The sequence below is a fragment of the Microbacterium sp. sgz311019 genome (assembly GCF_056135325.1).
The window spans coordinates 371154-391730 of record NZ_JBWAXO010000004.1; the positions used below are offsets into that span (position 1 = coordinate 371154).

The following is a 20577-nucleotide window of genomic DNA, read 5'->3' on the forward strand; positions in this document are numbered from 1 at the left end:
CATGTCGCCCTCCACCCCCGCCATCACTCGCACCGATGACTCCCGCACGGGCATCGGGCGCACCGCCGTCACCGAGACGGCGTCGCGCACGCGCGTGACGACGACCGGCCGTCCGCGTCTCATGCGCGCGGCTGTCGTCGTGGCTGCGGGCTGGGGGAGGGCGCGGGATGCGACGGCCGCCGCCGCCCGGGAGGTCGGGTCGACCGTCGCACCGGCGGGATGGCTCGTGGTCGCCGCGGCCACCGCCGGGCTCGCAGCCGGGCTGGTCTTCGGATGGGTCGAGGCCATCGTCGCGTCGATCTCGGCGCTCGTGCTTCTCGCGCTGTCCGTGCCGTTCCTCTTCGGCGCGCGCGGATACGACGTGGCCCTCGACGTCGCCCACGAGCATGTCGTCGCGGGCTCGACCGTCGACGCGCAGCTGCGAGTGCGCAACACCGCCCGGACGACGGCGCTCCCCGGACGCGTCGACCTCCCGATCGGCGACGGGCTCGTCGAAGTCGCGGTCCCGCTGCTGAGGCCAGGGCACGCGATCGACCGCAGCGTGTCGATTCCGGCTCTGCGCCGCGGGGTGATCCCCGTCGGCCCGGCTGTCACGATCAGGACCGACCCGGTGGGCCTCGTCCGCCGGGAGCGCGAATGGGACGACGTGCACGAGCTCTACGTCCATCCGCGCACGGTCACGGTTCCCGCGACGAGCGCGGGACTCGTGCGCGACCTCGAGGGCAGCGCGAGCCGGCGCCTCGTCGACTCGGACATCTCCTTCCACGCGATCCGCGAGTACACGCCGGGCGACGCCCGCCGGCAGATCCATTGGAAGTCGACGGCGAAGACCGGTCGACTCATGGTCCGTCAGTTCGAGGAGACGCTGCGCGCCCGTCTTGCCGTCGTGATGAGTCTCGCCGAATCGGACTACGCCTCCGAGGACGAGTTCGAGCTCGGCGTCTCGGTCGCGGCATCCCTCGCGGTCCAGGCGCTGCGCGACGGGCGCGACATCGATGTCATGTCCGGCGCGGAGATCCCGCGGGTCGCGCAGGGCAGGATGCGGGCCATCCGGACGCTCTCGGCACCCACCCCGAGGACACTGCTCGACGAGTTCTCGCGCCTGTCGGCTCTGGAGCGGACCATGCCGCTCGAAGAGGTGTGCCGCCTCGTCGTCGAGACGATGCCCGACCTGTCGCTCTCGTTCCTGGTCTGCGGCTCGAACGTGCCGATCGAGCGCCTGCGGAGGGCCGCGCTCGCCTTCCCGATGGACACCGCCGTCGTGGGCGTCGTGTGCGACGAGCGCGCGCACCCGCGGCGCCGGCCGATGGGCGCCCTCACCGTGCTCACGGTCGGCGTGCTCGATGACCTGTCGGGCCTTCTCGCCCGCGGAGTCCAGTCGTGAGGCCCGACTTCTCCGTCCTGCGCACGCGCATCGTCGGGGTGGGGAGCCTCTACGTCCTCGCCATGGCTGCGCTGGCGGTGTTCGCCGCGGCACCGATCTACGGGGTGCCGTTCGCCCCGGCCTACCTCCGGCTCGCCGTGGCTGCGGTCGCGGCGGCCTTCCTCGCGGCCGCGGCGTCCCGCATCTGGCGATGGCCCGCGTGGCTCGTCGTCCTCGTCGCCACTGTCGCCCTCGTCATGCTCTCGGTCGCATTCGCGGTGCCGCTCACGCCGACTCCCGCCGGCGTGGTCGAGGCTCTGCGGCAGTCGGCGTCGGGGCTCGTCACAGGCTGGAAGGACCTGCTCACCGTCGACCTGCCTGTCGGCGCCTATCGCAACCTCCTCGTCCCCGCGCTCGCGGTCCTCTTCGGCGGAACGCTGAGCGCGCTCCTGCTCGCCTGGCGGAAAGACGCACGGAGCACCTGGGCCGCGGCGCCCGCCATCGCCATGTCGGTCTTCGGTCTGCTCTTCGGGTCATCGACCCTGAGCGACCCGCTGCGCCTGGCCGGTCTCGTCGTGCCTGCTCCCCGCGAGCTCGCTGTCGGGGCTCTCGCGCTCGTCGTCTCCGTCGGCTGGCTCTCGTGGCGCACGCGCGAGCAGCGCCGCGAGGCCTTGCTCCGCGTGGCGGATGCGAGCGGCATTCGCGTGGCCCGGAGGGCGACGGGCGCTCACGTCCGGCGGAGCGCGCTCGCCGCCGGGATGCTGGTCGTCGCCGTCGTCGCGGGCACCGCGCTGACCCCGCTCGTCGCGGAGGGGCGGACCCGGGACGTGCTGCGCACGGCGACCGGTCCCGAGGAGGCCATCCGCTCGTCGGTGAGCCCGCTCACCGCCTATCGGACCAGCTTCGGCGACGCCGCCTTCGCAGCCCCGCTCTTCTCCGTCCAGCGCGTGAGCGGACCCCTGCCCGACCGCATCCGCCTCGCCACCCTCACGTCCTACGACGGTGCCGAGTACCGGGTGGACGGCGGTGACGGCCTGTTCACGCGCGTGCCGGACGGCCGTGACCCCGATCCCGGAGCCTCGTCCACCATCCGTATCCGGGTGGCGGGTCTGCGCGGCATCTGGCTGCCCACCTTCGGGTCGCTCGCGCGCATCGATTTCAGCGGGATGGATGCCGCGGCGCTCGACGATGCGTTCTATTACGACGAATCGGCGGCGGCCGCTGTCGACACCGCGGGCTTGCGGGAAGGCGCGATCTACGACCTGTCCGCCACCGCCGCGCCCCCGCGCAGCCTCGCGGCCCTGCAGCCGTCCGGCGCCCGACCCGATGTCGCGCTGCCCCAGAGCCTCACGGACTGGATCGCGGCCCAGCATGTCACGCGAGATGGCGCCGGTCTGCAGGCTCTTCTGCAACGTCTTCGCGCCCGCGGTTATCTGAGCCATGCGCTGGCGGTGTCCGATGGCGGCGCGGCCTGGGAGCGTCCTCTCGGCGATGCGTACGTCTTCCAGCCGAGCGCAGCCGGTCACTCGCTGGCCCGCATGGATGAGCTCTTCCGGTCGCTCATCGACCGCCGCAACGCCGTCGCGCGCACCACGCCGGCCGTCGACGCGGGCGCATCGAGCGGAGGTTCGGGAAGCGCGGCCCTGGTCGCGGCCGTCGGCGACGACGAACAGTTCGCCGTCGCGGCCGCCCTGCTCGCGCAGGCACTCGGCTTCCCCGCGCGCGTGGTCGTCGGGGTCCGGCTCACGGGATCCGACCTTCCGGCGTGCGGCGGCGGAGTGTGCACCGGCGGCGACCTCGCGGCCTGGACCGAGGTGCGCGACCGGGACGGCTCGTGGGTCGCCGTCGACGCCACGCCGCAGCACGAGAACGGGCTCGATCCGACGACGACCCGCGAGCGCGACCCTGAGAATGCCACGGATGTGCGACCGCAGACCGCGCACGAGGTCGTGCCGCCTGATCCCGTGCATCAGGATGCCGCGAACACCGAGAGCCGATCCGACGATGCGGTCGACCTCGAGCCGCTGTGGGCCGGCCTGCGGGTCGCGGGGGTCGCCACGGTGGGTCTGGCGCTGATGGCGTCCCCGTTCCTCGGGATCGTCGGGCTGAAGGCCGTCCGCCGCCGTCGCCGCAGGCGTGCACCGACTCCCCGGGTGCGGTTCGCCACCGGCTGGGACGAGTTCGTCGACACAGCGGTCGACTATGGGATGCCGCATCCCGGCGTCCGCACCCGCACGGAGCTCGCGAACGTGTATGCCGCTTCCGGTGCGACGGTGCTCGCGATGGATGCCGACCGGGCCACGTTCTCGGACGTGGAGCCGAGCGGCGCGGACTCCGACGCGTTCTGGGCGATCGTCGACGGCGAGCGCCGTGCGCTCGGGGCGGGGCGCACGGTGTGGCGACGTCTGCGGGCGGCCGTATCGTTGTCATCATTCGCGTCGGACCGGAGAGGAGACGACGCCGATCGCCGGCGTCCCACGACATGAACGAATCCGCCTACACCTCGGCGCTGATCGTCGAGATGCTGATCGCCGTCGCGGCATATGCCTGGATGGGGCTGGCCCTCTCGGCCGTGTTCCGCAAGGCCGGCGAGCGCGGATGGAAGGCGTGGGTGCCGTTCCTCAACATCTTCGTGCTGCTGGAGCTCGGCGGGCTGTCGGGGTGGAACATCCTCCTGCTGCTCATCCCGGTCGTCGGCGAGGTCGCCGTCTTCATCATCCTGATCGTCGCGTACTACCGGATCAGCCGGTCGTTCGGCCATGGGGGAGGGATGACGGTCCTGGCCGTCCTCCTCCCGCTCATCTGGTTCAGCATCCTCGGCTGGGGCTCGGCGCGCTGGCTCGGCGGTCCGAGCCGTGGCTCGCTGAGGACGGCGAACGCCGATCTCGACGCCCGCCTCGCCGGGGGATGGGATGCCGTGTCCCCTGAGCCCCACGAACCGTCCGGCTTCGCGCCCGTTCCGTCTCCGGCACCGCGTCCGGCGCCGGCCGTGACCGCTGCCGCTCCGCCCGTGGCGGCTCCCGTCTCCGACGTTGCGCCCGCTCCGGCTGCTCCTTCCTTCGAGCCCCGGGCCGGGTTCACGCCGGCCCCCGCGCGGCCCGCCGACGACCCCCGGGCAGACGTCGCCCCCGCCCCGGCGCGGCCCGCCGACGAGCCCCGGGCAGACGTCGCCCCCGCCCCGGCCCCGGCGCGGCCCGCCGACGACCCCCGGGCAGACCTCGCCCCCGCCCCGGCCCCGGCGCGGCCCGCCGACGACTCCCGGGCAGACGTCGCCCCGGCCCCGGCCCCGTCGCGCACCCCTCTCTCCGCCTTCGCGCCGCGACCGCCCGCTCCGGCGACCTCCGGCTTCGAGGACGAGTTCGACGACCTCGACGAGGAGTACTTCGGCGATTACTCCGGGGGCGACCACGCGCGGATCGTCGGCACGACGTCGGCAGGCTCGCCGCCTCCCGGACCGCGCCGGGCGCCGATCAGCAGCGTTCCCGCATCCGCGGCGTCCGCCGTCGCCCGCGACCCGTGGGCGAAGCCGGATGACGCATCGCCCTCCGACGCCGAAGACACGTCCGGCGAGGTCTCCGCGGTCGTGGGGGCTCCCGCGCTCGGTGGGCCGATGTCCGCGCGGTCGTCGGTCTCCGCGCAGCGCAGCGCGCCGGAGGTCCCGGACGACGGGCTGCCGGACGAGACGATCATCGCGCCGCGGCGACGCCCGCGATGGATGCTGATCCCCCCGCTGGGGGCCGCCATCCCGCTCGTCTCCGACGTCGTGATCGTCGGTCGCCGTCCCGTCGCCGACGCGCGGCATCCGGGTGCCCAGCTCGTGCCGGTCGCCGACGAGACGCGCACGATGTCCAAGACCCACGCGCGGCTCGAGCGCCACGACGACGTGTGGACCGTGGCCGACCTCGCCTCGACGAACGGGGTGGCGCTGGTCGCCGCCGACGGCGCCGAGATCGAGATCGGCGAGAGCGGCACGGGCACGATCGGGGAGCGATTCCTGCTCGGGGATGCCGAGCTCCGCCTGATCCGCACAGAGCCGTGACCGATCTCGACGATGACGACACCGTCGCTCGCAGCCGCGGGGGCGACCGCGGCGACGCGACAGTGCTCGGGCGGCGGCGACGACCGGAGGCGGAACAGTCCGCCCCCGACGGCACGGAGGCGTCCCAGGCCATCGACGAGACCGTCATCCGTCCGCGCCCGAGCGGCCGAGCCGTGGTCCGCGACAAGCCCGCCGTCGCGCCGTCGCCGTCCCGCCGCACCGCCTCGAGCGGTCAGCCGGAGAACACCGTGTACCGCCCGCGCCCGGCCGATCCCGTGATCGTCCCCCGCGCACAGCGCTGAACCCGCGCTCGTTTGCCGACACGCCCGGCGGCGGGTATCATTGGGTCAGTGTGCGCATTGCGCGCCGTCCGCTGTGCCCCGGCACCGCAGCCGGCTGCTGTTCGCCGCATCTCAGGGATCGGCCTGCGAACAGGTCGCCCCCACGGCATATCCACTCCGATAAGAGCGCTGCAAAGCGCGGGTGGATCTGTGGTGAAACCACGACGCTGTCACCGTGCAGCAATACATAGGAGAGAACGTGCCAACCATTCAGCAGTTGGTTCGCAAGGGTCGTTCGCCCAAGGTCTCGAAGACCAAGGCGCCCGCACTGAAGTCGAACCCGCAGCAGGCCGGCGTGTGCACCCGCGTGTACACCACCACCCCGAAGAAGCCGAACTCGGCGATGCGCAAGGTCGCCCGTGTCAAGCTCCGCAACGGCACCGAGGTCACGGCGTACATCCCCGGTGAGGGCCACAACCTGCAGGAGCACTCGCTGGTGCTCGTCCGCGGCGGTCGTGTGAAGGACCTCCCCGGTGTCCGCTACAAGATCATCCGCGGCGCGCTCGACACGCAGGCCGTCAAGAACCGTAAGCAGGCTCGCAGCCGCTACGGCGCGAAGAAGGGTTGAGTTAGATGCCTCGCAAGGGACCCGCCCCGAAGCGCCCCGTCGTCAACGACCCGGTCTACGGCGCTCCGATCGTCACGCAGCTCGTGAACAAGATCCTCGTCGACGGCAAGAAGTCGCTCGCCGAGTCGATCGTCTACACCGCTCTTCAGGGCGTCGAGGCGAAGAACGGCCAGGATGCCGTCGCCACGCTGAAGAAGGCGCTCGACAACGTGCGCCCGACCCTCGAGGTCAAGAGCCGCCGCGTCGGCGGCTCGACCTACCAGGTGCCGGTCGAGGTCAAGCCTCACCGCGCCAACACGCTCGCCCTGCGCTGGCTCGTCAGCTACGCGAAGGGTCGTCGTGAGAAGACGATGACCGAGCGCCTCCAGAACGAGATCCTGGATGCCTCGAACGGCCTGGGTGCCGCGGTCAAGCGCCGCGAGGACACCCACAAGATGGCCGAGTCGAACCGCGCCTTCGCCCACTACCGCTGGTAATCGCTTCGCCGGGTCCGGGAACCGCAGGACGGTCCCGGGCCCGGCGAGCGCACCCGACACCACAAGTAAGGACACCCCGTGGCACAAGAAGTGCTCACCGACCTCAACAAGGTCCGCAACATCGGCATCATGGCGCACATCGATGCCGGCAAGACGACGACGACCGAGCGCATCCTGTTCTACACGGGCGTCAACCACAAGATCGGCGAGACGCACGACGGCGCCGCCACCACCGACTGGATGGAGCAGGAGCAGGAGCGCGGCATCACGATCACGTCGGCCGCCGTCACGTGCTTCTGGAACAAGAACCAGATCAACATCATCGACACGCCCGGCCACGTCGACTTCACGGTCGAGGTCGAGCGGTCGCTGCGCGTCCTCGATGGCGCGGTCGCCGTCTTCGACGGCAAGGAGGGCGTCGAGCCCCAGTCCGAGACCGTCTGGCGTCAGGCCGACAAGTACGACGTCCCCCGCATCTGCTTCGTCAACAAGATGGACAAGCTGGGCGCCGACTTCTACTTCACGGTCGACACCATCGTCAACCGTCTGAAGGCCAAGCCGCTCGTGCTGCAGCTGCCCATCGGCTCGGAGAGCGACTTCGTCGGCGTCGTCGACCTCGTCGAGATGCGTGCGCTGGTGTGGCCCGGCGATGCCAAGGGCGACGTGACCATGGGCGCCAAGTACGAGATCCAGGAGATCCCGGCCGAGCTGGCCGACAAGGCCGCGGAGTACCGCGAGATCCTGCTCGAGACCGTCGCCGAGTCCGACGAGGAGCTTCTCGAGAAGCACTTCGGCGGCGAGGAGCTGACGGTCGCCGAGATCAAGGCCGCGATCCGCAAGCTCACCATCGCCTCGGAGCTTTACCCGGTCCTCTGCGGCTCGGCGTTCAAGAACCGCGGCGTGCAGCCGATGCTGGACGCGGTCGTGGACTACCTGCCGTCGCCGCTCGACGTCCCGTCGATCGAGGCCAAGGACCCGAAGAACGAAGAGATCATCATCGAGCGTCACGCCGACCGCGACGAGCCCTTCACGGCCCTCGCGTTCAAGATCGTGACGCACCCGTTCTTCGGCCGCCTCACCTACATCCGCGTCTACTCGGGCCACCTCGACTCGGGCGCGCAGATCGTGAACGCGACCAAGGGCAAGAAGGAGCGCATCGGGAAGATCTTCCAGATGCACGCCAACAAGGAGATGCCGGTCGACTCTGTCACCGCGGGCCACATCTACGCGGTCATCGGCCTCAAGGACACCACGACGGGCGACACGCTGTCCGACAGCGCCAACCAGGTCGTCCTCGAGTCGATGACGTTCCCGGAGCCGGTCATCGAGGTCGCGATCGAGCCCAAGACCAAGGCCGACCAGGAGAAGCTGGGTCTCGCGATCCAGAAGCTCGCCGAGGAGGACCCGACGTTCCGCGTCGAGCAGAACTCGGAGACCGGCCAGACGGTCATCAAGGGCATGGGCGAGCTGCACCTCGACATCCTCGTGGACCGCATGAAGCGCGAGTTCAAGGTCGAGGCCAACGTCGGCAAGCCGCAGGTCGCGTACCGCGAGACGATCCGCAAGATCGTCGAGCGTCACGACTACACGCACAAGAAGCAGACCGGTGGTTCGGGCCAGTTCGCGAAGATCCAGTTCGCGCTCGAGCCTCTCGAGATCACGGCCGACAAGACGTACGAGTTCGAGAACAAGGTCAGTGGTGGCCGCATCCCGCGCGAGTACATCGAGCCGACGAACCAGGGCTTCCAGGACGCGATGAACGTCGGCGTGCTTGCGGGCTACCCGATGGTCGGCGTGAAGGCCATCCTCATGGACGGCGCGTCGCACGACGTCGACTCCTCCGAGATGGCGTTCAAGATCGCCGGCTCGATGGGCTTCAAGGAGGCCGTCCGCAAGGCGAACCCGGTCATCCTCGAGCCGCTCATGGCTGTCGAGGTGCGTACGCCCGAGGAGTACATGGGCGACGTCATCGGCGACCTGAACAGCCGCCGCGGCCAGATCCAGTCGATGGAGGATGCCCAGGGCGTCAAGGTCGTGCGTGCCCTGGTGCCGCTGTCCGAGATGTTCGGCTACATCGGCGACCTGCGTTCGAAGACCTCCGGCCGTGCCGTCTACTCGATGGAGTTCGACAGCTACTCGGAGGTTCCGAGGAACGTCGCCGACGAGATCGTCCAGAAGACCAAGGGCGAGTGAGTCCTTCCGGGATGCCGCGGCCCGCGGCATCCCGGATCCACAACTTCACACTGCTTCAACAGAACCCCTCTACTAAGCTAGAGAAATCCCCGTAGCGATCCGGTCGCAAACCAGTGCCCGGTTCGTCTACACGACCGTCCTGAGGAGGACCCAGTGGCTAAGGCCAAGTTCGAGCGGACCAAGCCGCACGTGAACATCGGAACGATCGGTCACGTCGACCACGGCAAGACGACGCTCACCGCCGCCATCTCGAAGGTGCTCGCCGACAAGTACCCGTCGGCCACCAACGTCCAGCGTGACTTCGCGTCGATCGACTCGGCTCCCGAGGAGCGCCAGCGCGGCATCACGATCAACATCTCGCACGTCGAGTACGAGACCCCGAAGCGTCACTACGCCCACGTGGACGCCCCGGGTCACGCCGACTACATCAAGAACATGATCACCGGTGCCGCTCAGATGGACGGCGCGATCCTCGTGGTCGCCGCCACCGACGGCCCGATGGCGCAGACGCGCGAGCACGTGCTGCTCGCCAAGCAGGTCGGCGTGCCTTACCTGCTCGTCGCGCTGAACAAGGCCGACATGGTCGACGACGAGGAGATCCTGGAGCTCGTCGAGCTCGAGGTCCGCGAGCTGCTGTCGTCGCAGGACTTCGACGGCGACAACGCCCCGGTCGTGCGCGTCTCGGGCCTGAAGGCTCTCGAGGGCGATGAGGCCTGGACCCAGTCGATCCTCGACCTCATGGAGGCCGTCGACGAGTCCATCCCGGACCCGGTGCGCGACAAGGACAAGCCGTTCCTCATGCCGATCGAAGACGTCTTCACCATCACGGGCCGCGGCACGGTCGTGACGGGTCGCGCCGAGCGCGGCACGCTCGCCATCAACTCCGAGGTCGAGATCGTGGGTCTGCGCCCGACGCAGAAGACGATCGTCACCGGTATCGAGATGTTCCACAAGCAGCTCGACGAGGCCTGGGCCGGCGAGAACTGTGGTCTGCTCCTGCGCGGCACCAAGCGTGACGACGTCGAGCGCGGCCAGGTCGTCGTGAAGCCGGGTTCGGTCACGCCGCACACCAACTTCGAGGGCACGGCGTACATCCTGTCCAAGGAGGAGGGTGGCCGTCACAACCCCTTCTACACGAACTACCGCCCGCAGTTCTACTTCCGCACCACGGACGTCACCGGCGTCATCTCGCTGCCCGAGGGCACCGAGATGGTCATGCCCGGCGACACCACGGACATGACGGTCGAGCTCATCCAGCCGATCGCCATGGAAGAGGGCCTCGGCTTCGCGATCCGTGAGGGTGGCCGCACCGTCGGCGCCGGCACGGTGACGAAGATCATCAAGTAAGTCCTCGCGACTTCACGAGAGGGGTCGGGTCTTCGGACCCGACCCTTTGTCGTGTCCGCAGTGCGCCCCGGAATGTCTATTCCCATGGCGTGACCGGGTTGTAGTCCCCGGTTCGATCTCAGGAAACATCGATACGCTGTACGAAGCCCTTGCCTCACGAACGGGAGACGTCCGAGAATTGCGTCAGAATGACGAACGACCACACGCAGCCGTGGATGCTCCGCAATATTCGCTTGTGACCGTGACATACAACAGCGAGGCGACGCTTCGCGAATTCTGGTCGCCGTCGCCCGTGAGCTCGGATGTCGAATGGGTCGTCGTTGACAACGGCTCGGCCGACGACAGCGCACGGGTGGCCGAGGAGCTAGGCGCGCATGTGATACCGATGTCCGAGAATGTTGGCTTCTCGGCGGCGAACAATGTGGGCTTCCACGCAGCTCGGGGGAGATTCATAGGCTTCGTGAACCCGGATGTGCGTGTTTCTGCGGACGATCTTGCATTGCTCGAAGAGGCTGCCGTTGAGCTCAATGCCATCGTTGCCCCGCAGTTGTTGAACCCGGACGGGAGCCGACAGCCGAATGGGCGGGGCTTTCCCTTTCTGTTGGACAAGATCCGCAATCGCTTGGGAGGAAGCTCGAGCCTTGAGGGCGGCTATCTGCTGTTTCCTATTGATTGTGCGCCGAAGTACGTCTGTTGGCTGATGGGCGCTGCAGTGTTCGGGCGACGAGCAGACATCATCCGATTGGGTGCATGGGATCCCTTCTTCTTCCTCTACTACGAGGACAAGGATTTCTCTCTTCGTGCATGGAATGCCGAGTACGCTGTAGCGATCATCCCTGAGGCGGAGTGGACCCACGGCTGGGCACGGGAGACGCGTTCCTTTCGGCTCGCGCCATGGCGCAGGGAGTTGGCATCTATGATCAAGTTCTACGCACGATATCCGGAGTTCCTGGCATCTCGTCGTACTGCCTGGAAGCGACATCCTCGAATCGCTTCCCTTGTTTATGGTTCAGCGCCATGACGATGATCCGCGATGCTTCACTCGTTCTCACGGTGCTCAACGAAGCACAGGGCCTGCCGGAGTTCCTCTCAAGCCTTTCGGCGCAAACCGTGCTGACTGCCGAGGTCATCGTCGTTGACGGTGGATCGTCTGATGGGACAGTCGAGCTGCTGCGGGCCTGGCGTGCGCCGGACGGGTGTGAGCTGCGGGTCTTCGAGCGTGCCGGCGCTGGTATCTCCGAGGGACGGAACCACGGGATTTCCTTGGCGTCACACGACCGAATCCTCGTGACCGATGGCGGAACTCGGCTCGGTCGGTCATGGATCGAGAAGATGCTTGCGGGATTCGATCGCGAACAAGGCGCAGACGTCGTGTCCGGGTGGTTCCGGCCGGTCGGTGAGAGTCTTCTCGAGCGGGCGATCGCATTCACCGTGACGCCGACGCTGTCCGAAGTCGACGCCGCGACCTTTCTCCCGTCCAGCAGATCCATCGCCTATACCCGCAGTGCGTGGGCGATGGTTGGCGGGTACCCCGAATGGTTGGATTACTGCGAAGATCTTGTGTTCGACCTCGCGCTCAAACGCGAGCAGATGGAGTTCGTCTTCGAGCCGGGCGCCGTCGTCACCTGGTCCGCGCGCCCCACGCTGCGGGCCTTCATGAAGCAGTACTTTCGTTACGCACGCGGCGATGGCAAGGCCGGTTTATGGCGGCGACGGCACGCGATTCGATACGCGACGTACATCTGCGGCGCGGCTCTCTTGGTCGCCGGTTTGCGGTCCCCTCCAATTCTGCTCCTCCTCCTCGGGGGATTCCTGGTCTACATGGGGAAGTTCTGGGTCCGCGTCGTTACCCGCCGCCGCGAGTTCGGTCAGGGCTGGCGGCGAGCGGTGGTTCTCGTGCCGATCGTCGTGGTGGCTGGTGATCTGGCTAAGATGTGCGGCTATCCTGCTGGAGTCCGCTGGCGTTGGTCACGCCACGTCGAGTCGCAGCGAAGGAGCACACGCCGTGCAGCCATTGATCGATGATGTCGCGTGCGTCGTCGTTCATCACCGAAGCCCCGATACGCTTCGAGACACCCTCCTGAGTCTTGAGGCCGCCGGATTGCCGAAGGGGCACATCCTCATCGCAGACAATGGTGGGGATGCGCACCTCGTGGCGGAACTCGAGGGCCGGGGCTTCATCGCGATCGAGACCGAGAATCGCGGCTATGCGGCGGCGGCCAATGCTGGAATCGCTCGGTTGCGCGAAAGCGGACTGGGATTGCCCCTGGTCATCGTTGCTACTCATGAGTCTGTCACGCATCTCGACGCTATTCGCGAGTTGCGCGATGCGATGAAGTCCGACCCCCGGATCGCCGTTGCGGGGCCCACGCTGTGGAGCGCCGATATGGAAGGCGAACTGTGGTCGACCGGAGGCGTACTGACTTCCAAGCTGAAACGCCCGAGTCACGTGCGCACTCGCAGTTCGGAGACCGAGCCCGTCGATCGCGAGTGGCTCGACGGCGCGTTCACGATGTATCGCACTGAAGACATCGAGGGTCAGCCGCTCGAGGAGCGCTACTTCCTCTACTTCGAGGAAACGGATCTCCATACCAGGCTTCGCAGAGAAGGACGCCGCGTGGTGTGGGTTCCGCGCGCGCAGGCGACCCAGAAGTCCAGTGGTATACCGCCTCGCCTTCTCGGCAGGAATCTTCTTCTATTCCAGGCGCGCTTCTTCTCACCTTGGCGCGGGCGAATCGGGGTGGCGTACGAGGTCGGCCGCTCGTTCGCCAAGAAGATACTGACGGGCCGCGGAGACTGGTCTGCCCCCTGGGCCATCGTGGATGGATGGATGGATGGCGAGCGAGTCCTCCGCGGACGGCTCCCCCGCGTCCCGCTGCCCGGCGATCGGGTTTCCGCATGACGAGTGAGCGAATTGGTCGTGCCTTGCGTCTTGCAGCCGCCGCACTTCTGTCGATCGGTCTGTTCTTTCCGTACCCACTTCAACACGTGGCGAGTCTGAGGCTGATCGCGGTCGTGCTCGGAGTCTTCGCGCTCGGCGTCGAGCTGTTGCTGTCCTCCTTGTCGACAAGAGTGAAGATTGTCTCCGCTGCAGTAGGGCTGGCGTATCTTTGTGCGGCCGTCGCGGTCATCGAGTCGATAGCGGATCACCTGCATGACCGCCTGATTGCAGTGAATGCGGAGCACTTTTTTGTGCTCCTGCCGCTGTTCGCCCTCTTGGGCGGTGCTATCTGCATCGCCAAGTCGGGGACCGCATACATCCGGATGCTCCTCGGAGTGGCTGTGATCGTCGCGCCGTTGGCGATCATCGAAGCCGCCTTCGGATTCTCGACGCTTGGACGGGCGTTCGAGTTCACGACAACTCAGCGTGAGGGCCTGGCGCGCGCATTAGTCGGCTCAGAGAACGCATTGGTACTCGGAACGATCTTCGCGACGCTGGTGCCGTTCACGCTCAAGCTACCGAGGCTGAGTCTCCAGATCCCTGCCGCAGCGCTCCTGGTGGCGGGCGCATGGGCCACCGGTAGCAGGGCGCCAGCGCTCGTCTGTTCCCTCATTGGCCTCGTTCAATTCCTGCCGACCGTTCGCCGTCTTCTGCAGCAGTTCACATGGGTCGTGTATTTAGTCGCGGGTGTCGCCATAGTCGTCCTCGGTTTCCTCGCCACCGAGGTATGGACGCGTTACATACCCGGGGCCACAGGCGTCGACTACAGCACCAACTATCGGGGCGCGCTTTACTCGCTCGTTCCTGAGCTCCTCTTGCAACACCCCTTCGGGTATGTCTTTGAAACGCCGCCACGCGGCGTCTGGCTTGTCTCATCACAATTGCACGGGGTTTTCGACATCACCCGTTCGCTAGACTCCGAAACCGTATTCGCGGCATTCGGCTTGGGATGGATTGGCATCGTTCTGTACTTTGTGTCCCTATTCGTCTCCCTCGCCGCGATCAGAGCGGACCTGTCGTTGGGCTTGGCCGCATCCACGATGACCGGGCTTGGGTTCATCATTGCGCTCCACGGATGGGACGCGATGAGTCCGTTATGGTATGCATTGATCGGGGCTTGCGCAGTGGCACGCGGAGCGCCGTGGGTCGTAGCCGCTCGGGACCGGCGGAGAGGTCGACTCAGAGCCGCGGGATAGACTGACTTCGACCGTGATACCAACCAGGAGACACATTCGTGCCAGCAGACTCGGGCATTCCTTTGGTGCCGATGAACGACTTGTCGAGAGCTATCGACCGTGACAGGGAACTCTTGACCACAGCGTTTGGTGAGGTGCTCACTTCCGGCTACGTAGTGATGGGGCCCCAGCATCGGCGATTCGAACAGGCCCTCGGCGAATACCTCGGAGTAGGGAACGTCCTCGGGGTTGCTTCGGGAACAGATGCGCTGGAGATCGCGATCAAGGCCGTTATGCCTCGAGGCCGGTCTCGCGTGCTCACGGCGGCCAACGCGGGGGGATATACCTCGATCGCGACACGACGCGCCGGCTTTGAACCGCGTTACGCCGACGTCGATGCGGACACGCTGTGTCTGAGTATCGACACCGTCGCCGATGCCTGGACAGACCAGGTCGGTGTCGTAGTCGTCACCCATCTATACGGACGACTGACCGATATCACCGGGCTCGTGGACTTCTGCCATGCTCGCGGTGCGCGCGTCGTGGAAGACTGCGCTCAGGCTATCGGGGCGCGCCTGGGCGGGCGCTTCGCAGGAACGTTCGCCGATGCCGGGACGATCAGCTTCTACCCGACGAAGAACCTTGGCGCGATTGGCGACGGAGGTGCGATCGTCACGCCGGACGATGAGGTGGCTCGCGCGGTCGCGCAACTGCGCCAGTACGGCTGGGCCGAGAAGTACCACATCGCCGTGGCGCACGGAGTGAATTCGCGTCTCGATGAGGTTCAGGCGGCAATTCTACTCGGCCGACTCCCGCTGCTGGATGAACTGAACGACCGCCGCAGGCAGATCATCAGTCGGTATCAAGCCGCCTCCGAGGGAGGGCCGCTGAAGGTATTGCCGGCAGATGGGGAGCACCACGTGGCACATCTGGCAGTCGCGCTGACGCGGACCCGGAATGCCGTTCGCGACGAGCTGGCTTCGCGTGGTGTGAGCACCGACGTACACTTTCCCGTACCCGACTACGATCAACCAGGGCTCGGTGCGGAAGTGCAGGAGCTGCCGGTAACCGATCGGGTATGCGGCGAAACGTTCTCCCTCCCATGCTTTCCGGAACTCACTGAATCTGAAATTCAGAGGGTATGCGATGCTATTTCGGCGTTGCGCTGAACCAGTTAGATAGAGACAGGAACTTTTGTGGTCGCTCCGTTCGTGCATCCGATGGGCATTTGCGACACCACGGCAGTGGGTGACGACACGACCATCTGGGCGTTCTCGCATGTGCTGAGCGGCGCCGTGATTGGGCGGAACGTGAACATCAACGACCACGTCTTTATCGAGAATGACGTTGTGCTGGGCGATCGCGTCACGGTGAAGTCGGGCGTCCAGCTCTGGGATGGCATCGAGATTCACGATGACGTCTTCGTCGGGCCCAATGTCACCTTCACGAACGATCGATTCCCGCGTTCAAAGCAGTATCCGGATCGGTTCCTGCGAACTGTGGTCGAGCGGCGTGCCTCGATCGGAGGTGGCGCGGTGATACTTCCGGGCGCGCGCATCGGCCAGTCCGCGATGGTGGGCGCAGGTGCGGTGGTCACCCGCGATGTCCCACCGTACGCGATCGTAGTCGGCAACCCGGCTCGCATCGTGGGGTATGCAGAGACCGAGAACATGCGGTCGCCGGAACCCCGAACCGGCATCGAAAACGCAGAAATCGGCTTCGGGTTGCACAAGCTCCGCACGGTGAGCGACATGCGTGGCTCCTTGTTGGTCGCGGAGTTCGAGTCCGATCTGCCCTTCACTCCGCGGCGGTTCTTCACAGTCTTCGATGTACCCTCGCGCGACGTCCGTGGCGAGCACGCCCATCGCGAATGTGAGCAGTTCCTCGTCTGCTTGCAGGGCTCCGTTCGTGCCATCGTCGACGACGGCGTGGCGCGTCAAGAGTTCGTCCTCGATCGGGCGGATGTGGGGCTGCACATGCCCGCTTTGACCTGGGGCACTCAATACGCCTACTCGCCGGACGCCGTGCTGGCCGTATTCGCATCGCTTCCGTACAATGACGCCGACTATATCCGCAGCTATTCGGAGTTCCTGACAGTGATCGAGCAGCAGCGGAACTCGACGGATTAGCGCCGCCAGTCGTCTTTCCCGTTGGCACGCCTGTGACCAGATGAAAAGAATCCTGAAAGCTGCCGCAATCGTCGGTCTGAGCTCCGTGGTTGTCGTTCTCCTCGGAGCTGTTCGCGCCAAGGCGATCGCTCTGGGAACCGGCGCCGATGGGACTGGCGCACTCGGTCTGCTGGCGGCGACTGCGAACGTCGGAGTCGTCGTGTTCGGCTTGGGTCTGAACACCAGCGGCGTACAAGGTATCGCGGCTGCGGTGGAGGATCCGCGGGCGCTCGCTCGAGTGCGCGCGGCCCTCTTGACCGGAGCCGTGGTGCTGTCCCTCGGAGGAGGAGTCCTGTGCACGGTGGCGACCGTCGCTGCCGCCGAACTCGGACTGGCAAAGCAGGTCGCACCGCAGGTCGGCATCGCCCTGGGAGCGACGGTCGCTGCGACGGTCCTCTCTGGGTCGCAACTTGCATACATAAACGGACTGGGTCGGGTAAAGTCGCTAGCTCTCTGCAATGGTGTCGGAGCGGTGCTCGGCACGGCGATCACAGTTGTCGCGATCATCCTTTCGCCACCGACCGGCGTGATCGTTGCCCTCGTCGCCACGCCCCTGGCGACACTGGCATGCAGTTCGGCGGCCGTCCTCGGCCTCAGATCGAGGATCATTCGGGTTGCCTTTCGCGACTGGATGCCGGAGCTGCGTCGGTTGATTTCCCTCGGCGGAGCCATCATGCTCGGCGTTCTTCTCACGAATGTGGTGCAACTGGGCGTCCGGAGCTGGATCGAGCGTGACCTGGGACTCGCGTCGGTTGGACACTTCCAGGCGGCGTGGACCATCACGAGCGTGTACATGGGGTTCATATTGACGGCGTTAGCGGCGGAGTACTTCCCGCGCATCAGCCGATTGACGGGAGACGTGGCAGGTCTCCATCAAGGCGTCGACGCCCAGGCGCAGATCACACTGTTGCTTGCCATCCCTGTGTTGTTGTGGACGATCGTGCTCGCGCCGGTTGCGCTGACCGTGCTATATTCATCCGAATTCGTCGTGGCAGGGTCTCTTCTCCGGTGGCAGCTCGTCGGCGACGTCTGCAAGGTGGCGAGCTGGGCGATCGCCTTTCTCCTGCTCGCGAGACGCGCGCAGGGCGCGTTCTTCCTTGGCGAGCTCGTGTTCAATCTTTGCTATGTGGCACTCCTAATGTTGATTCCCCCAGGGGCGAACATGGTTGGAATCGGTCTCGCATATGCCGGCGCGTACGTTGTCTATCTCTTGGCGATTTCGGGCCTTGCATACCGAGCGAGCCGATTCCGACTTGCTCGGCGAACGTGGATTTATATCGCGGTGGGACTTCTTCTTGCGCTCGTAACCGTCGTGACGATGGAATTGGGGAGCACGGCAGGAACAGTCGGGGGTGTATGCCTCGCGATATTGGGGACCCTCGCGTCCTTGAAGACCCTCGTCGCTATGCGCGACGCGGCGCGTCCGGCGGCCGGAGAGCAGCCGGCTGAACGCGAGGAGGCGCCGTGACGGACGTCAGTGTCAGTGAGCTGTTGGGTAGGAATCGCGCTGAATTCGATCTCCTCGTGGCCCGTGCCGAGGATGCCTATGGTCGCTACGGGCCGGACGTCGCAGCGGCACGCATCCAGTCGGCGGCTCGCCACGCCTGGCGCAGCCATCCAGGACTGTTCCGCAGCGCTGACCTGGAGTCTCTGGTTGGTCAGGTCGCATCTCACCTGATATCGACTCCTGCAATTGCGAGCAGGCTCCAGAGCGATGTGCTCCACGTCGCCACGCAGCTGTACTCCACCGGGGGCCACACACGTCTAATCTCTCGTTGGATGGAGAACGATCCGAAGCGGACACATTCTCTGGCGTTGACGGATCAGGCGGGTCTCCCCGTGCCGGCGCATGTTCGCGACGCTGTCATGCAATCCGGGGGCCAGATCATCGACATTGCGCGCGGCCAGCCGACGCTCACGCGACGGGCGGCCGCACTCAGAGACTTCGCGCGGTCCTCGGCGACGGCGGTGTTGCACATTCATCCGTGCGACGTCGTGCCGTCCATCGCGTTCCACGATCCTGTTCTACCTGTCATCTTCCTCAATCACGCGGACCATGTATTTGGGCTAGGCGCAGACGTGGCGGATGTTGTCGCGGACATTCGACCTGCCGGGCAGAACTTGAGTCTCATTCGCCGCGGCATAGAGAAGTCACGGTCAGTCCTTCTGCCCGTGCCTCTCCGCAGTGTCGCCGCGACGGCTCGCTCGAATGCGCGGCGTACGTGGTCGATCGCGGAGGACGCAGTCGTGATTCTCTCGATTGCTACGGAGTACAAGTTCGGCGCCCGCGCGGGCGAGCACTTCGTCGATGTGCATCGTGAACTCCTGAAGAGACACTCGAACGTGCATCTCGTGGTCGTCGGGCCGAGGCCGGAGGGGCGGTGGCGGGAACTCGAGGAGGAGTCAGGTGGTAGGGGGCGGGCAGTCGGTGTCGTCTCGGATGTCGATGACCTCTATTCCGTCGCCGACATCTACGTCGACTCGCTGCCGTTCGCATCGCTCACGTCGCTCCTGGACGCTGCTGCCCGCGCAATTCCTGTCGTCGCAATGTCAGGGGCGAACATGGACTCGGTTCTAAGCTCCGACGACGTGGCCTTGGTCGGCAGACCGGTTCACTTCGCCCGTAGACAGGAGTACCTTGCTCAGCTGGATAGACTGGTGAGGGACGCGGCCTATCGAGCCGCCGACGGTGCAGCTATCCAGAGCGCGGTTCGGGAATCGCATGAGTCTCCGGGGTGGAATCAGCGGCTCGAAGAGACGTTCGCTGCTGCGCACTGGAGCCGCTCGGTTTCACCGGATCGAAGATCGATTCTCTCGCCACCATCGAAGTCGACGGCACTCGACGAAGAGCTAGTGAAATTCCAGCGAGCCGCCGAGCTGTCCGTTCCTGTGTGGTCGAGTGAGCTTGTTGACGCGCCGGTCCAGCCGTTGATGCTTCGCATCCGTTTGCTCAGCAGCGTGCCTCGCCGCAGGGTGTTTCAGTCCTTGACCTACATCATGCCGGCGCGACTACGCGGCCGACTCGCGGGTCTGCATCGACGTGTTCGAAGGCGAGGGTGACGTTGTGAACTCTGCGGGTGTTGAGCCGCCGATACTGGTATGGGGTCGGTGGTGATTGTAGTGATGGAGCCAGTCGGCGTAGGCGGCTTCACGCTGGGATTCGGATTCATAGGGTCGCGCGTATGCCCATTCGGCGGCGAGGGTGCGGTTGAAGCGTTCAATGCTCCTATGTTCGTCAAGTAGCGATTTGAGGCCGGTTGGCGTGGATGTCGCGGGCGATAAATGAACCGTCCTCGGTTTGATGCCGTTTCCTTTCGAGTCTGGAAGGAAGATGTTGATCATGCCGAAGAGGATTCCGGAGGAGACGAAGCAGCGAGCCGTTCGGCTCGTGCTCGATCATCTCGATGAGTACCCGAACCTGACGAGCGCGTGCGAAGCCGTCTCAGTGAGGCTCGGTTTCGGTGCCGAGTCGTTGCGCCGGTGGGTGCGTCAAGCGCAGGTCGGCGGGGGTGAGCGTCAAGGGGTGATCTCGAGCGAGTCGGAGCGGATGCGTCTGTCGACGGCGCTCGAAAACTGGTCAGTAACGGCGCGGTGGTTTCTAGCGATGGTTGCAACACTTCCTAGATTCTGGAGGTCGTGTTGGGATCGTCTCGTCGTATGACGAAGGGTCCGGGGCGTCGTCAGCTCTCGGATCAGCGTCGCCGGTTCATGGAGCTGCGGGAGCGGGGCTGGAGTGTCCGCCGTGCCGCCGCAGAGGTCGGCGTCTCTCGGAGCGCCGGCAACAACTGGACCTACCGATACAAGACCTATCGCCACGGTGAGCTCGTCGGGTTCGTCCCGCTGTCCCGCGTCAAGCTTTCTGGCAGGCCGGTTGTGAGGGCATGATCGGCGTGTGAGTCCCAGGAGGTGACTGATGGGCAGACCGCCGGTGATCCCGCCGGATGTGAAGACCCGGATCGTGCTGGC

17 protein-coding genes and 1 pseudogene are annotated in these 20577 nt (G+C 66.2%); 17 read left to right on the top strand and 1 reads right to left on the bottom strand.

Features of this window, described 5'->3' with window-relative positions; translation table 11 throughout:
- The first annotated feature begins 1 nt into the window (after window position 1).
- The 16 genes from AC0NZN_RS08850 (at window position 2) to AC0NZN_RS08925 (ending at window position 19671) form a co-directional block, all read left to right on the top strand.
- A complete protein-coding gene (locus AC0NZN_RS08850; RefSeq protein ID WP_474591924.1) occupies window positions 2-1384 on the top strand; it encodes a DUF58 domain-containing protein in 1383 nt (460 codons plus the stop codon).
- Window positions 1381-3849, top strand: a complete 2469-nt coding sequence (locus AC0NZN_RS08855; protein ID WP_474591925.1) for a transglutaminase domain-containing protein — start codon at window positions 1381-1383, stop codon at window positions 3847-3849. The genes AC0NZN_RS08850 and AC0NZN_RS08855 overlap by 4 nt, the downstream gene beginning before the upstream one ends.
- The gene (locus AC0NZN_RS08860) at window positions 3846-5402 is read left to right on the top strand and encodes a DUF5684 domain-containing protein (RefSeq protein WP_474591926.1); all 1557 of its coding nucleotides are present in this window, start codon (window positions 3846-3848) and stop codon (window positions 5400-5402) included. The genes AC0NZN_RS08855 and AC0NZN_RS08860 overlap by 4 nt, the downstream gene beginning before the upstream one ends.
- Entirely contained in the window at window positions 5399-5704 is a 306-nt protein-coding gene (locus AC0NZN_RS08865) for a hypothetical protein (RefSeq protein WP_474591927.1), read from the top strand. The genes AC0NZN_RS08860 and AC0NZN_RS08865 overlap by 4 nt, the downstream gene beginning before the upstream one ends.
- 238 nt (window positions 5705-5942) lie before the next feature.
- Window positions 5943-6311 carry a 30S ribosomal protein S12 gene (rpsL, locus tag AC0NZN_RS08870; RefSeq protein ID WP_286288009.1) on the top strand — a complete coding sequence of 123 codons (369 nt, stop codon included), beginning with the start codon at window positions 5943-5945 and terminating at the stop codon, window positions 6309-6311.
- Between the two features lie 5 nt (window positions 6312-6316).
- Window positions 6317-6787: a 30S ribosomal protein S7 gene (rpsG, locus tag AC0NZN_RS08875; protein WP_474591928.1), complete on the top strand. Its 471-nt coding sequence runs from the start codon at window positions 6317-6319 to the stop codon at window positions 6785-6787.
- Window positions 6788-6865: 78 nt separating this feature from the next.
- A complete protein-coding gene (fusA, locus tag AC0NZN_RS08880) occupies window positions 6866-8980 on the top strand; it encodes an elongation factor G (RefSeq protein WP_474591929.1) in 2115 nt (704 codons plus the stop codon).
- Window positions 8981-9133: 153 nt separating this feature from the next.
- Complete coding sequence (gene tuf, locus AC0NZN_RS08885) at window positions 9134-10327, top strand: elongation factor Tu (protein WP_320943250.1); 1194 nt, start codon at window positions 9134-9136, stop codon at window positions 10325-10327.
- A gap of 235 nt (window positions 10328-10562) precedes the next feature.
- Window positions 10563-11348 carry a glycosyltransferase gene (locus tag AC0NZN_RS08890; RefSeq protein WP_474591930.1) on the top strand — a complete coding sequence of 262 codons (786 nt, stop codon included), beginning with the start codon at window positions 10563-10565 and terminating at the stop codon, window positions 11346-11348.
- Window positions 11345-12352, top strand: a complete 1008-nt coding sequence (locus AC0NZN_RS08895) for a glycosyltransferase (protein WP_474591931.1) — start codon at window positions 11345-11347, stop codon at window positions 12350-12352. The genes AC0NZN_RS08890 and AC0NZN_RS08895 overlap by 4 nt, the downstream gene beginning before the upstream one ends.
- On the top strand, window positions 12333-13229 hold the full coding sequence (locus AC0NZN_RS08900) for a glycosyltransferase (protein WP_474591932.1): 897 nt from the start codon (window positions 12333-12335) through the stop codon (window positions 13227-13229). The genes AC0NZN_RS08895 and AC0NZN_RS08900 overlap by 20 nt, the downstream gene beginning before the upstream one ends.
- Window positions 13230-13315: 86 nt before the next feature.
- On the top strand, window positions 13316-14464 hold the full coding sequence (locus tag AC0NZN_RS08905) for a hypothetical protein (protein ID WP_474591933.1): 1149 nt from the start codon (window positions 13316-13318) through the stop codon (window positions 14462-14464).
- A gap of 38 nt (window positions 14465-14502) precedes the next feature.
- Window positions 14503-15612, top strand: a complete 1110-nt coding sequence (locus tag AC0NZN_RS08910) for a DegT/DnrJ/EryC1/StrS family aminotransferase (protein ID WP_474591934.1) — start codon at window positions 14503-14505, stop codon at window positions 15610-15612.
- 27 nt (window positions 15613-15639) lie between these two features.
- The gene (locus AC0NZN_RS08915; RefSeq protein ID WP_474591935.1) at window positions 15640-16572 is read left to right on the top strand and encodes a WxcM-like domain-containing protein; all 933 of its coding nucleotides are present in this window, start codon (window positions 15640-15642) and stop codon (window positions 16570-16572) included.
- 40 nt (window positions 16573-16612) lie between these two features.
- Window positions 16613-18079 carry an oligosaccharide flippase family protein gene (locus AC0NZN_RS08920; protein ID WP_474591936.1) on the top strand — a complete coding sequence of 489 codons (1467 nt, stop codon included), beginning with the start codon at window positions 16613-16615 and terminating at the stop codon, window positions 18077-18079.
- Window positions 18076-19671: a glycosyltransferase gene (locus tag AC0NZN_RS08925; RefSeq protein WP_474591937.1), complete on the top strand. Its 1596-nt coding sequence runs from the start codon at window positions 18076-18078 to the stop codon at window positions 19669-19671. Before AC0NZN_RS08920 ends, AC0NZN_RS08925 begins: the two co-directional genes overlap by 4 nt.
- Here the strand turns inward: AC0NZN_RS08925 and AC0NZN_RS08930 are convergent.
- Window positions 19621-19833 (bottom strand): annotated as a pseudogene (locus AC0NZN_RS08930) (integrase core domain-containing protein); the annotation flags it as partial. The gene AC0NZN_RS08925 and the pseudogene AC0NZN_RS08930 sit on opposite strands and share 51 nt — an antisense overlap.
- A gap of 435 nt (window positions 19834-20268) precedes the next feature.
- On the opposite strand from AC0NZN_RS08930, the gene AC0NZN_RS08935 reads away from it, so the two are divergent.
- Window positions 20269-20496: a helix-turn-helix domain-containing protein gene (locus tag AC0NZN_RS08935; RefSeq protein WP_474591938.1), complete on the top strand. Its 228-nt coding sequence runs from the start codon at window positions 20269-20271 to the stop codon at window positions 20494-20496.
- Window positions 20497-20577 lie beyond the last annotated feature (81 nt).

Coding starts and splice junctions, on each gene's coding strand:
- AC0NZN_RS08850 (WP_474591924.1), top strand. CDS start 2: ATGTCGCCCTCCACCCCCGCCATCACTCGCACCGATGACTCCCGCACG.
- AC0NZN_RS08860 (WP_474591926.1), top strand. CDS start 3,846: ATGAACGAATCCGCCTACACCTCGGCGCTGATCGTCGAGATGCTGATC.
- rpsG (WP_474591928.1), top strand. CDS start 6,317: ATGCCTCGCAAGGGACCCGCCCCGAAGCGCCCCGTCGTCAACGACCCG.
- AC0NZN_RS08895 (WP_474591931.1), top strand. CDS start 11,345: ATGACGATGATCCGCGATGCTTCACTCGTTCTCACGGTGCTCAACGAA.
- AC0NZN_RS08920 (WP_474591936.1), top strand. CDS start 16,613: ATGAAAAGAATCCTGAAAGCTGCCGCAATCGTCGGTCTGAGCTCCGTG.
- AC0NZN_RS08935 (WP_474591938.1), top strand. CDS start 20,269: ATGACGAAGGGTCCGGGGCGTCGTCAGCTCTCGGATCAGCGTCGCCGG.